Below are 12,176 nucleotides of genomic sequence, written 5' to 3' on the forward strand. Positions count from 1 at the left end.
CAAAGGTGCTGCCGCCCCAAGGGCGGCAGCGGTTTTGTTTAATCGAACAGTGGAATATCGACTTCGGCTGTCTGGAACAGATAATCCCGCGACGCGATGATCTTGTCGCGCAACGCTGGGATGTCCTGCCCGATCAACGCGCCTTTCCACTTTTTGATTTGCCCCGCCACCAGGACCGATTCCACGTTGGAACGGTCCATCAGCGTCACCACGGCACCGGCCGCGTTGTTCAAAGGGGCCACGTTCAGCGCATTCGCATCCAGAAGGATGATGTCGGCTTCCTTGCCGGGTGTCAGCGATCCGACTTTGTGGTCCAGCTTCAGGCCTTTGGCGCCGTTGATGGTCGCGTATTTGATGACCTCGTGCGCATCAAGCAATGCCGGTGCTTCGGTCGGGCCCTGCTCCAATGCAATCTCGTTCGCCAGTGCCCGCTGCAGCGTGATCGCGCCGCGCATCTGGGTGAAAAAGTCTGCCGTCATCGTACATTCCACATCAACCGACAGGGATGGATCCATCCCCATATCGATCGCTTTCTGGATCGGCGGCATACCGTGACGCATTTGCATCTCGATCGGGACCGACAGTGAAACATGCGCCCCGACTTCTTTTGCACGGTCCCACGCCTGATCGGACATTCCGGTCATGTGGATGAACAGGTGTTTATCCGTGTAATGCGGGATCAGACGATCCATCGTTTCCTGCATCCCCAAAGAGCCGACAACGTGCAGACCAACCATCAGGTCCAACTCTTTTGCCAGATTCCACAGTTGCAACGGATCGACGTTCGGCAGGTAGACCTCGCCGCCCATCAACATGCTAAGCAGTTGGTCGTCAGTGCCAAAGTATTCGTCACGAATGCGACGTGCGTCTTGCGGATAGGCAAGATCAGGGCCGTAGCCTTCAAAATAACCGAAAACACCGCGCCGCCCGACGGCCTGCATCCCTTCGATCACGGCATCGGAATGCGCAGGCGAATGGTGGATCTGCGAAACGTCGAGCACTGTGGTCACACCCGCATCAAGCTGGCTCAGACCGCCAAACAACTGCGCAATATAGATATCCTCCGGACGATAAATTTTCGAGAACTTCCCTAGAATATCATCAAGGTAATTCGGTTCTCCGGGGCGGGTTGGATCGGGAAACATGATGCCGTTCGGCAAATATGACCGCAGCGCAGTTTCAAACTGGTGGTGGTGGGTGTCAACGAAACCGGGCATGACAACCCGGCCTGCGGCATCAATCTGGGCTGCGTCACCTGCGTCGATGGACGGCGCAACCTCTAGGATTTTCGTGCCTTCAATCAGCACGTCACCGGTAAAGTCGCCGATCGCCGGATCAAGGCTCAGGATATGGCCGCCCTTGATGAGGGTGCGGCGACCGGCGGCGCCAACACCGGCCGGAACAGCCTGTGCTGCGGCAGGCTGTGACATGAAACCCGGTAAAAAGGCCGCAGCAGCGGCACTGGCCATTGCCGTGCGCATGAAATTCCGACGTGTCGTGCGGGGCTGCCGGTGCGGCAAACCCATTGTACATAGCTCACACATTGTGTTTTCCTTTAAACGAACTATTAGTGTGTTACATACCTATCGGACGCGCAAAACTGCACAAGGAGGCACATTCTTGAAACTAGGGAACATGTCTGTACCCGGGGACTGCGAGCGGATCTCGCCCATCCTGTCACGGGTTGGCGACAAGTGGACCGTTTTAGTAATCCTCATCCTGTCGGAAGAGCCGAAGCGCTATAATCAGATCCGCCGAGAGGTCGAAAGCATTTCTCAGCGTATGCTGACTGTTACGCTGCGCGGTCTGGAACGTGACGGCTTGGTGACGCGTCGGGTCTTCGCGGAAAAAAACCCACCTTGGGTCGAATATAGCCTGACAGAATTGGGCCACACTCTGGTTGAACCTCTTCTTGCGCTATGCAAGTGGGCGTCCAGTAATTATTTAGTGATCGAAGAAAACGCACGAAATACGCAAACCGATTGCAAATAGCGCCATATGACGCAAAGCGATGGCCTGTTTTACAACACCCGGCCCGTTATCCGGTGAATGGAACGATTCACACAACACCAACGGCATGACGCCTTTCAATTCACCTACGCCGCTTCGCACCCGCATGGCCCCGCAAACCATTGATGCGCCAACGCGGCCCGCCTATAAGCGGTGCAAACCGTGATAAGGGGCCGAACATGACATTCCGCGCAAGACATCTTTTGGGGATCGAACATCTGCACCCGACCGAAATCACAACGCTACTGGATCTGGCGGACAGCTATGCCGATCATAACCGCCGTGGGGTCGCGCACCGCGATGTGTTGGCCGGGCTGACCCAGATCAACATGTTCTTTGAAAATTCGACACGCACACAGGCGAGCTTTGAACTGGCGGGCAAACGGCTGGGCGCAACTGTGATGAATATGGGGATGCAGGCGTCGTCGATCAAAAAGGGCGAGACCTTGATCGATACCGCGCTGACGCTGAACGCGATGCGCCCTGATCTGCTGGTGGTGCGGCACCCCAATTCCGGTGCTGTTGATTTGCTGGCGCAAAAGGTGAATTGCGCGGTATTGAACGCCGGTGATGGACGTCACGAGCATCCAACCCAAGCCCTGCTGGATGCGCTGACCATCCGCCGCGCCAAAGGACGTTTGCACCGGCTGTCCATCGCGATCTGTGGCGATATCGCCCATAGCCGCGTGGCCCGGTCCAACATCATGCTGCTGGGCAAAATGGAAAACCGGATCCGGCTCATCGCGCCGCCGACTTTGATGCCAACCGGCATGAACGAATTTGGCTGCGAAGTGTTCGAGGACATGGAAGCCGGTTTGAAAGACGTCGACGTCGTCATGATGCTTCGGCTACAAAAAGAGCGCATGGACGGCGGATTTATCCCGTCAGAACGCGAATATTTCCACCGCTACGGGCTGGATGCCGCCAAACTACAACACGCCAAACCCGACGCGATTGTGATGCACCCCGGCCCCATGAACCGCGGCGTCGAAATCGACGGGAATATTGCAGACGACATCAACCGGTCCGTCATTCAGGAACAGGTCGAAATGGGCGTCGCCGTGCGCATGGCGGCAATGGACCTGCTGGCGCAAAACCTGCGCGCCAGCCGCAAGGAACAGGTGATGGTATGACCCGAAAAATCCAGCGAGCCAAACAATGAACCTGACCATTCCTGCCAATGATTTCGGACAAATCCGCGTTTTTGCCACCGATCTGCCGTTGCCGCCCGAGGTCACTGAAAAAACCCCTGACGGGATCGCCGGACTTTTGGGTGCATCCGTTGATGTGATCTTTGTGGATGTTGTGAAAATCGACGATCTGGGTGATATGCGGCTAAGCGACTACATCAAGACGGGCTATGATATGTCGCCCGATGCGGTGGATAAGGTCGCCGTTGACGCGATCACGGGGACCGCGATTCTACTGCTGTCGCGGGCAACGACCGGACAGGATGTGACGCTGACACTGGCACCCGGCCTGCGTCATGTGACGACATATAGCCCGACATTGCGTATGGCCCCGCCCGAAGACCTGCCAAACGCCAGCGCCGCAGGTATTTTAGAACCAACCCCCGCCAAAGCCCCAAAGTCCGACGCCCGCATGAGCGGGATGGTCGCCACGGGCGCGCTTTTGGTGTTGTTCTTGATTGTCGGGTTGATGATTTGGATCGCCGGATGACATTGCCGATACGCCCGTCAAAATACGATATGAAACAGGACCAGCACCCATGACACAGACGCTTTTCACGAATGCCCGGTTGATTGATCCGGTCGCGTTGACAGACAGTCTGGGGGCGCTGTTGGTCAGGGATGGCAAAATTGTCGGTGTTTTCGACGAAACGCCAGACGTGACAGGCGCACAGGTGATCGACTGCCACGGGATGTGTCTTGCGCCGGGGATTATTGATGTCGGGGTCAAAGTCTCGGAACCGGGCGAGCGGCACAAGGAATCATTTCGCTCCGCGGGCCGTGCGGCGGCGGCAGGGGGTGTCACCACCATCGTAACGCGCCCGGATACGACGCCCGCGATCGATACGCCCGAAACATTAGAGTTCGTGGAACGCCGCGCCCAAGCCGACGCGCCGGTGCATGTGCTGCCGATGGCGGCGCTGACCAAAGGCCGGATGGGCCGCGAAATGACCGAGATCGGGTTTTTGCAAGACGGTGGCGCGGTTGCCTTTACGGATTGCGACCGGGTCGTCACCGACACCAAAGTATTCAGCCGCGCGATGACCTATGCCCGCAGCCTTGATGCATTGGTCATCGCCCACACCCAAGATCCGGGGTTGTCGCAGGGGGCGGCGGTCACGTCGGGAAAATTCGCATCGCTGCGTGGATTGCCGGGGGTGTCATCGATGGCCGAGCGCATGGCGCTTGACCGCGACATCAGCCTGCTGGAAATGACCGGCGCGCGCTATCACGCCAGCCAGATCACTACCGCCCGCGCCCTGCCCGCGCTGGAACGCGCCAAACGCAACGGGCTGCACATTACGGCGGGGGTCAGCGTGCATCACCTGACGCTGAACGAATTGGATGTTGCCGACTACCGTACGTTTTTTAAATTCACGCCGCCCCTGCGCAGCGAAGACGACCGGATCGCCATGGTGCAAGCCGTGGCGGATGGGCTGATCGACATCATTTGTTCGATGCACACGCCGCAAGACGAAGAAAGCAAACGCTTGCCATTTGAAGAAGCCGCGAGCGGGGCCGTCGGCCTTGAAACACTGCTGCCCGCGGCTTTGCGCCTGTATCACGCAGATATGATCGACCTGCCGCGGCTGTTTCGGGCACTCGCGCTGAACCCGGCCCGCCTGCTGGGACTGTCGGCGGGGCGGTTGATCGCGGACGCGCCCGCCGACCTGATCCTGTTTGATCCCGATGCGCCGTTTCAGCTGGACCGTGCAACACTGTTGTCGAAATCGAAAAATACCCCCTTTGACGGCGCACGCATGCAGGGCAAAGTGCTGGGAACATGGGTGGACGGCCACCGCGTTTGGGAGGCGGCGTAATGCCCATTATTGAAAGCAGCTTTGGCGTCTTGGCCCTATGGGCCGCGGTTGGATATCTGTTCGGGTCCGTGTCGGGCGGCATGATCATGGCGCGGGCCATGAACCTTGGCAATCTGCGTGACATCGGGTCCGGCAATATTGGCGCGACAAACGTGCTGCGTACGGGCAACAAAAAAGCCGCCGCGCTGACACTGCTGTTCGACGCCGCCAAAGGCGCGGTCGTGGTCCTGCTCGCGCGGGCATTTGCAGCCGAGGACGCAGCGCAGATCGGCGCGCTTGCGGCGTTTATCGGACATTGCTTTCCGGTTTGGCTGGGCTTCCGGGGCGGCAAAGGCGTCGCGACCTATCTGGGGATTATGCTTGCGCTCGCGTGGCCAATGGGTCTTGCGGCCTGCGGAATCTGGCTGATTGTTGCGGTCATCAGCCGCTATTCATCGCTTGCGGCGCTGGTCGCGGCAGGCTGGACACCCATCGTGATGGGTTTCACCGGATACGGCCATATGTTCTTTCTGGCAGCCACGCTGTGTTTGATGATGTACGCGCGGCACTGGGACAACATCAATCGCCTGCGCGCCGGAACAGAGACCAAAATCGGGGCAAAATCAAAGGCGGCCTAGTCGCGCCCGACGGCGCGATTAGGCCGCCTTTGATCAATAGCTGTATTCGCTGTAAATCCGTTTCAGATCACCGTTCCAATCCCCGTTGAAATGGTCGATCTGTTCGTCCGCGAGCGTCTTGCCGGTTTCGATACTTTCTTTCAGCGCATTCAGGAAATGGGTTTCATCGGGGACCAAACCACCGGCACCCGGGCGGGCGCGCGCCTGAAGCCCTGCATCAGAAATCGCCACCACTTCGCGCGCGAGATCATGCATGTTGATCCCATCCACCTGTGCTTGCAGCCCGTCAACGGATGCCGCCACACGCAGTGCCTCGCGCTGGTCTGCGGTCCAGTGTTTGCAAAGATCCCATGCCGCATCCAATGCCGTCTGGTCATACATCAACCCGGTCCACAGCGCAGGCAGCGCACAAAGCCGCCGCCACGGGCCACCATCTGCCCCGCGCATTTCGATGTAATTCTTCATCCGGGCTTCGGGAAAAACGGTGGTCAGGTGGTCTGCCCAATCCGACAAAAGCGGCTTTTCACCGGGCAGCGCTGGCAATTCGCCCTTTAGGAAATCGCGGAACGACATGCCCAGCGCATCGATGTATTTCCCATCGCGATAGACAAAGTACATCGGCACATCCAGAACCCATTGCACCCATGCTTCGAACCCGAATCCGTCCTCAAAGATAAACGGGATCATACCGGTGCGGGACGCATCCAGATCGCGCCAAATCCGCGAACGCCATGATTTATGGCCGTTTAATTTGCCTTCAAAGAAGGGGGAATTCGCAAAAAGCGCGGCGGCAACCGGCTGTAATGCGACCGCAACGCGCATCTTTTGCACCATGTCGGCCTCGGACCCGAAATCTAGGTTCACCTGCACGGTGCAGGTCCGACGCATCATCGCAGTGCCCATGGTGCCAACTTTTTCCATGTAGGCATCCATCAGCTTGTAACGGCCTTTGGGCATCAGCGGCATTTCGTCATGCGTCCATTCGGGCGCAGCGCCAAGGCCGATGAATTTCACGCCGATCTCGTCTGAAACAGATTTCACCTCGGCCAAGTGTGTGTTCACCTCGTCGCAGGTCTGGTGGATCGTCTCAAGCGGGGCGCCAGACAGTTCCAACGCACCACCCGGTTCCAGGCTGACGTTGGCGCCGTCTTTGGTCAGGCCGATAATGTTGCCTTCTTCCTCGACGCGGGTCCAGCCAAAGCGGCCTTCGAGACCCTCAAGAACCGCCTTGATCGAGCGTTCGCCATCATAGGGCAGTGGTTTCAGGGTGTCCTGACAATATCCGAATTTTTCATGCTCTGTGCCAATACGCCATGCATCTTTGGGCTTGCAGCCTTTGGACAGCATCTCGGCCAGTTGGTCGTGATGTTCAATGGGGCCACCACCGGACTGAGGAATGGACATGGCGCGCGCTCCGTTATTGCTGCGTTTTTGAATTTATATCGGTGACCTGCCTCAAGGCGGCTGTCAATGCAAGACCGGACGCATCCGGCCCCAGACAACAACCCGCGCATCAGGTGTGCGCGAAAGCACGGCCAGAATTTGTTCGGTTTTAATACCCGGTAACGCTGCAAACACGTCGAACAAATCTTCGGCACCCGCCGCATTCACCGGAATACACAATCTTTGCCCGCCGACGCCGGTCAGTATCCAGTTGGCGTCAGGATGCGCCGTCGGATCAAGTTCAAGCCGCATCAAATCGCTCACATCCATCACACCACCGTCAAGTGGCCCGAAATATGACAGCCGACGTTCATTGATTTGCACGACACCGGGGCCAAGCCCCGCCTGCCGGAACCGCGCGCGCTGCACGCCCGCAACGGCGATCGTGACACCCAGCAAAATCACCACATACCCGAGCCATTTCAATGCCCCGAAAAACCGCAAGCCCCACCACAAACCCAGCGCAATGAGCGCCAGCCCCACCAACGTATCACGCCAGCGCCACAGAAATGCGCGGGCTTCGGGGCGTAGAAAATCAGACATGGATCACCTGTGGGTCCTCGTAAATCAGCATTGCAAAGGCACCGGTTTTCACAAAACCAATCGCCTCATATGCGCGGGCTGCTGTGTCGCTCGCCGCGAACAGGATGGATTTGATCACGCCCAACCGCTGCGCCTGTTGTAGGTGGAGCCCGACGGCCCGCCTTGCAAGCCCCTGCCCGCGCAATTCGGGCGGCGTATACACCCCACCGATTTGGACCGCCTGCGGCAAACGGGCATTGAACCCTGTCATCGCGACATGCTTGCCATTCCGCAGCAAGACGCGGTGACTGTCGGCCTCTAGGTAGCTTGCGATGTCGCGCGCGGCGATCTCTGCCGGGTTTTCGCCGGGCATCGGCAGCACCTCGGCCAGGTATGCTGCCCGCCAATCGACGACGGTTTTGCGCGGCGCGTCAGACAGCGGGATCAGATCGAACCCTGTGCAATCGGGCAATTTCAACGCATCTAATGCCAGTTGATACAGCGGTTCGACTGCATCAATCCCGGCGAGCGAGTCCCAACCAAAAGCATCCCGTAAGGCGCTGACCTGATCCGCCGCGCCCAAGATGCCCCGATAGGCATGCCCTGCCAAAACCGTTTTGATATCCCCCCAAGGCGAAGTCGGGCATTGCGGAAACAAAAACCCTTCGTCGGTCACCGTCAAAACATCGGTGATCCGCCCTGCCCGCCACCGCAACCAAAACGACACCGCATGACGATGCCCACCGTTCATGCCGTAGCGGCGCAGGTTCGACAGCGGAAACATCGCCGTCGCGATATGGTCGGTCAGAAAATCTTCGATCGCGGCGCGGTCATCGGTGGTCGCACGGATCACCCCCAATCCCCCAGCGCCTGTTGCCATACGGTCAATGCGGCAACTGCGGCGGTGTCGGCGCGCAGGATGCGGGGGCCGAGGCTGACGGGATGGGCGATGGGCAGCGCGCGCAGCTTTTCACGTTCAGTGGCAGAAAACCCGCCTTCGGGGCCGATCAGAATCGCCCACGGGCCGGGCATATCGGGCAGGCCGACCGGATCACCGATCAGCAGTTCATCGCAGAACATCAACCGGCGATCTGTGGGCCAATCGGCCAGCAGCCGATCCAGTTTCACCAGATCATCCACGGGCGGCACAAACGTTCCACCGCATTGTTCGGCGGCCTCGACAGCATGTGCTTGCAGCTTGTCCTGCCGGATGCGGTTCGCCGATTGTGTATAGGCGGTCTGCACCGGCAGAATGCGCGCGGCCCCCATCTCGACGGCCTTTTCAACGATAAAGGCCGTGCGTTCCTTGCGGATCGGCGCAAAGATCAGCCACAGGTCGGGCGGTGCCTGTAGCGGGCGGGTTTGGGTCTGGCACTGCAAAATGCCACCCTTTTTTCCGGCCTGCGCGATTTGCGCGTCCCATTCGCCGTCACGGCTGTTGATCAACGACACCACTGCGCCCTCGTCCAGCCGCATCACCCCGAAAAGGTAATGCGCCTGTTCACGCGTCAGCGGAACTGTTTGCCCTTCACCCAGTGGGTGATCTACATAAAGTCGAACCTTGGATGCCATAGGCGGACCATATGACCGAGAACGCGCCAATACCAGAGCCCACAGGCATCGTTTCTGATGCTGTGAAAAACAATTGGGTTGATACAATCGCCCCGCCTTTTGCGCGCCCCTATCTGCGGCTTAGCCGTGCGGATCGCCCGATTGGGACGTGGCTGCTGTATGTGCCGTGTCTTTGGGGGCTTGGGTTGGCGATGTTGGCAACAAATAGCGCCAGCATCCATGATCTTTGGACCGCGATCGCCTGCGGGATCGGTGCGTTTCTGATGCGGGGCGCGGGCTGTACGTGGAACGACATCACGGACCGGGACATTGACGGAAAGGTTGCCCGCACGCGGTCACGCCCGATCCCATCTGGCCAAGTCACCGTGCGTGGCGCTGTGATATGGATGGTAGCCCAAGCGCTGATCGCTTTTGCGATTCTGCTGACGTTTAACTGGGCCGCCATTTTGCTAGGTGTTCTGGCCCTGCTTCCTGTGGCGATTTATCCTTTTGCCAAACGGTTCACGTGGTGGCCGCAGGTGTTTCTTGGCCTTGCTTTCAATTGGGGCGCGTTGCTGGCGTGGGCGGCCCACACGGGCAGTTTGGGGCCCGTGCCTGTTATCCTCTACTTTGCGGGGATCGCGTGGACGCTGTTCTATGACACGATCTACGCGCATCAAGACACCGAAGACGATGCGTTGATCGGGGTGAAATCCACCGCACGCCTGTTTGGCGACAACAGCAGCAAGTGGTTGCGTTTGTTTTTGACGGTGACTGTGCTGATCCTTGGCGGCGCCGTTGTGCTGGCCTGTTTGAACCGGTCGATCCTGTCGCTGGTTGTGGCGATTGGTGGTCCTTGGGCGCTGGGATGGCATCTGACGTGGCAACTTGCGCGTTTTGATCCCGACGACAATGACCGACTGCTTGCGCTTTTCAGATCAAACAGAAACGCCGGGCTGATCGTTCTGCCATTTTTCGCCGTGGCACTGATGCTATGATTGATCACCTGCCCCGCTAGCCCTATGCAGGTCCAGAAATAACAAAGCGGAACCGCATGCGCCTTTCAGCAATCTTCATTCGTCTGGCCGTTTTTGCCCTCGCGGGTTTGATGTCCTTTGTTGCCGCCCGCGCGACCGTCAACGTTGTCGAAGAGCGTTCGGTTGAGGCGGTACAGGAAACCCTTGCAGAGCAAGGGCATTCTTGGGCATCGGTGCTTGGGGATGGCCTGCAAGTCATCCTTGAAGGTCAGGCCCCAACAGAGGCGATGCGGTTCCGCGCCATTTCGGCATCGGGGGCCATGGTCGACGCCAGTCGGGTGATCGACAACATGTCCGTGACTGATTCGGAAAAAATCGCGCCGCCCGAATTTGCGATCGAAATTTTGCGCAATGACACGGGCGTGTCGTTGATCGGGCTGATTCCTGCATCAACAGATCGTGACGCGTTGGCAGTACAGATCCAAGATATTGCCGATGGCAAACCGGTCACTGACCTGTTGGATGTGGCTGATTACCCAACACCAGAAACATGGCGCCCCGCCCTGAACTATGCGCTGCGCGCCTTGGAAATGTTGCCACGGTCAAAAATTTCGGTGCATGCCGACCGTGTCGTCGTGAACGCCATTTCTGATAGCCCCGAAGAAAAGTTCCGCCTCGAGACATCGCTGTCGCGCCGTCCGCCAACCGGTGTCGCACTGTCGATCGACATCAGCGCGCCCAGACCTGTGATTGCACCATTTACGACGCGGTTCAGTATCGACGAAGACGGTGCCTATTTTGATGCCTGTGCCGCCGATACAAGCGAAGCCGTGAATAAAATTGCCGCGGCGGCGAATGCTGCCGGGTTCGCGGGCTTGCCGAACTGCACGCTCGCGCTTGGGGCGCCTTCGCGGCGCTGGGCCGACGCTGTCGCGCTCAGCATTCAAGCTGTCTCGGAATTGGGTGGCGGGACCGTGACCATTGCTGATACCGATGTCACCCTTGTCGCGCCAATGGGCACGGGCGCAGGCACCTTTGATCAGGTTGTGGGGACGCTGCAAAACGCGTTGCCCGATGCCTTTGCGTTGGCGGCTGAATTGCCTGTCGCGCCCGAGGTCAACCCCCAAGGCACGCCACAATTTACCGCAACCCGCAGCCCAGAGGGGCTGGTGCAGCTGCGCGGTCGCGTCCCTGATGAATTGACGAACACTGTGGCGCAGAATTTTGCGCTCGCGAAATTTGGTCAAGGGAACGTCACGATGGGCACACGCGTGGTCGATGATCTGCCCGCCGGGTGGTCGATCCGTGTGCTGGCCGGGATCGAGGCCTTGAGCGAACTTTCAAACGGTGCCGTCACCGTGTCACCCGACACGCTGGAGATTCGTGGGAATACCGGCAACGAAGTCGCGAGCGCGGATATTTCGCGACTGCTGATCGAAAAGCTGGGCGATGCCGCCGATTTTGATATCGACGTGACCTACGTTAAACAACTTGACCCGATCGCCAGCCTGCCCACACCAGAAGAGTGTATCGCCCAAATCAAATCGGTAACCGCTGATCGCAAGATCACATTTGACCCAAGTTCGGCAGACATTTCGCTGGCGGCTGTGCCGCTGGTCGATGACATCGCCGATATTTTGAAAAAATGTGGCGACCTGCGCATTCGCGTGTCCGGATTTACCGATAGCCAAGGCCGCGAAGAAATGAACCAGCAACTGTCTCAACGGCGCGCGGATGCGGTTTTGACCGCATTGCGGTCGCGCCGCGTCCCGGTTTCGACGTTCGAATCGGTGGGTTTTGGCGAAGAAAACCCCATTGCCGACAATGACACCGAAGAAGGGCGCGAGGCAAATCGCCGGATCGAATTCAGCTTGATCGTGCCCGAACCGATCCCGGAAGAAGTCACCACGCTGGAAGAAGTCGCCGAAGAAACGCCACTGGATGACACCGCAGCGGAAGAAGACCCCGCCACAGACGAAACCCCGCCCGAGGAAGCAACAGACGCACCCGCGGACGAAGCGGCAACCGAATAACGAAAAGGCCAGA

The 12,176-nt window shown here is 58.7% G+C and carries 12 protein-coding genes; 7 read left to right on the forward strand and 5 right to left on the reverse strand.

Annotated features, from left to right (window positions below; genetic code table 11):
- Positions 1–38 precede the first annotated feature (38 nt).
- Positions 39–1,544, reverse strand: a complete 1,506-nt coding sequence (locus ACXJGX_RS05340) for an amidohydrolase family protein (RefSeq protein WP_474779399.1) — start codon at positions 1,542–1,544, stop codon at positions 39–41.
- Between the two features lie 91 nt (positions 1,545–1,635).
- On the opposite strand from ACXJGX_RS05340, the gene ACXJGX_RS05345 reads away from it, so the two are divergent.
- From ACXJGX_RS05345 to plsY, 5 genes are all read left to right on the forward strand, one after another.
- Complete coding sequence (locus ACXJGX_RS05345; RefSeq protein WP_474779401.1) at positions 1,636–1,992, forward strand: winged helix-turn-helix transcriptional regulator; 357 nt, start codon at positions 1,636–1,638, stop codon at positions 1,990–1,992.
- 197 nt (positions 1,993–2,189) lie between these two features.
- Complete coding sequence (locus ACXJGX_RS05350) at positions 2,190–3,143, forward strand: aspartate carbamoyltransferase catalytic subunit (protein ID WP_474779403.1); 954 nt, start codon at positions 2,190–2,192, stop codon at positions 3,141–3,143.
- A gap of 25 nt (positions 3,144–3,168) precedes the next feature.
- Positions 3,169–3,690, forward strand: coding sequence for a hypothetical protein (locus tag ACXJGX_RS05355; protein ID WP_474779405.1), 522 nt, complete (start codon positions 3,169–3,171; stop codon positions 3,688–3,690).
- Between the two features lie 49 nt (positions 3,691–3,739).
- Positions 3,740–5,020 carry a dihydroorotase gene (pyrC, locus tag ACXJGX_RS05360; RefSeq protein WP_474779407.1) on the forward strand — a complete coding sequence of 427 codons (1,281 nt, stop codon included), beginning with the start codon at positions 3,740–3,742 and terminating at the stop codon, positions 5,018–5,020.
- Positions 5,020–5,637 carry a glycerol-3-phosphate 1-O-acyltransferase PlsY gene (plsY, locus tag ACXJGX_RS05365; protein ID WP_474779409.1) on the forward strand — a complete coding sequence of 206 codons (618 nt, stop codon included), beginning with the start codon at positions 5,020–5,022 and terminating at the stop codon, positions 5,635–5,637. Before pyrC ends, plsY begins: the two co-directional genes overlap by 1 nt.
- Positions 5,638–5,670: 33 nt before the next feature.
- On the opposite strand, the gene ACXJGX_RS05370 is transcribed toward plsY, so the two are convergent.
- The 4 genes from ACXJGX_RS05370 to ACXJGX_RS05385 all read right to left on the reverse strand — a co-directional run bounded on the left by ACXJGX_RS05370 (position 5,671) and on the right by ACXJGX_RS05385 (position 9,174).
- Positions 5,671–7,041, reverse strand: coding sequence for a glutamate--cysteine ligase (locus ACXJGX_RS05370; protein WP_474779411.1), 1,371 nt, complete (start codon positions 7,039–7,041; stop codon positions 5,671–5,673).
- A 63-nt stretch (positions 7,042–7,104) separates the two neighbouring features.
- Positions 7,105–7,623, reverse strand: coding sequence for a hypothetical protein (locus ACXJGX_RS05375; protein WP_474779413.1), 519 nt, complete (start codon positions 7,621–7,623; stop codon positions 7,105–7,107).
- A complete protein-coding gene (locus ACXJGX_RS05380; protein ID WP_474779415.1) occupies positions 7,616–8,482 on the reverse strand; it encodes a GNAT family N-acetyltransferase in 867 nt (288 codons plus the stop codon). Before ACXJGX_RS05380 ends, ACXJGX_RS05375 begins: the two co-directional genes overlap by 8 nt.
- On the reverse strand, positions 8,452–9,174 hold the full coding sequence (locus ACXJGX_RS05385) for a 16S rRNA (uracil(1498)-N(3))-methyltransferase (protein ID WP_474779417.1): 723 nt from the start codon (positions 9,172–9,174) through the stop codon (positions 8,452–8,454). Before ACXJGX_RS05385 ends, ACXJGX_RS05380 begins: the two co-directional genes overlap by 31 nt.
- A gap of 11 nt (positions 9,175–9,185) precedes the next feature.
- Here ACXJGX_RS05385 and ubiA point away from each other — a divergent pair, with 11 nt between their 5' ends.
- Together ubiA and ACXJGX_RS05395 are read left to right on the forward strand one after the other, a co-directional pair.
- Positions 9,186–10,151 (forward strand): 4-hydroxybenzoate octaprenyltransferase, encoded by a 966-nt coding sequence (ubiA, locus tag ACXJGX_RS05390; protein ID WP_474779419.1) that lies wholly within the window; start codon positions 9,186–9,188, stop codon positions 10,149–10,151.
- A gap of 56 nt (positions 10,152–10,207) precedes the next feature.
- Positions 10,208–12,163, forward strand: coding sequence for an OmpA family protein (locus ACXJGX_RS05395; protein WP_474779421.1), 1,956 nt, complete (start codon positions 10,208–10,210; stop codon positions 12,161–12,163).
- The last annotated feature ends 13 nt before the right edge of the window (positions 12,164–12,176 follow it).

It is taken from the genome of Yoonia sp. SWMV100 (assembly GCF_056108365.1).

Excerpts from the sequence above, each read along its gene's own strand:
- ACXJGX_RS05375 (WP_474779413.1), bottom strand. The coding sequence starts at position 7,623 with ATGTCTGATTTTCTACGCCCCGAAGCCCGCGCATTTCTGTGGCGCTGG.
- ACXJGX_RS05355 (WP_474779405.1), top strand. The coding sequence starts at position 3,169 with ATGAACCTGACCATTCCTGCCAATGATTTCGGACAAATCCGCGTTTTT.
- ACXJGX_RS05385 (WP_474779417.1), bottom strand. The coding sequence starts at position 9,174 with ATGGCATCCAAGGTTCGACTTTATGTAGATCACCCACTGGGTGAAGGG.
- ACXJGX_RS05395 (WP_474779421.1), top strand. The coding sequence starts at position 10,208 with ATGCGCCTTTCAGCAATCTTCATTCGTCTGGCCGTTTTTGCCCTCGCG.
- ACXJGX_RS05345 (WP_474779401.1), top strand. The coding sequence starts at position 1,636 with ATGTCTGTACCCGGGGACTGCGAGCGGATCTCGCCCATCCTGTCACGG.
- ACXJGX_RS05370 (WP_474779411.1), bottom strand. The coding sequence starts at position 7,041 with ATGTCCATTCCTCAGTCCGGTGGTGGCCCCATTGAACATCACGACCAA.
- plsY (WP_474779409.1), top strand. The coding sequence starts at position 5,020 with ATGCCCATTATTGAAAGCAGCTTTGGCGTCTTGGCCCTATGGGCCGCG.
- ACXJGX_RS05380 (WP_474779415.1), bottom strand. The coding sequence starts at position 8,482 with ATGGCAACAGGCGCTGGGGGATTGGGGGTGATCCGTGCGACCACCGAT.
- ubiA (WP_474779419.1), top strand. The coding sequence starts at position 9,186 with ATGACCGAGAACGCGCCAATACCAGAGCCCACAGGCATCGTTTCTGAT.
- pyrC (WP_474779407.1), top strand. The coding sequence starts at position 3,740 with ATGACACAGACGCTTTTCACGAATGCCCGGTTGATTGATCCGGTCGCG.
- ACXJGX_RS05350 (WP_474779403.1), top strand. The coding sequence starts at position 2,190 with ATGACATTCCGCGCAAGACATCTTTTGGGGATCGAACATCTGCACCCG.
- ACXJGX_RS05340 (WP_474779399.1), bottom strand. The coding sequence starts at position 1,544 with ATGTGTGAGCTATGTACAATGGGTTTGCCGCACCGGCAGCCCCGCACG.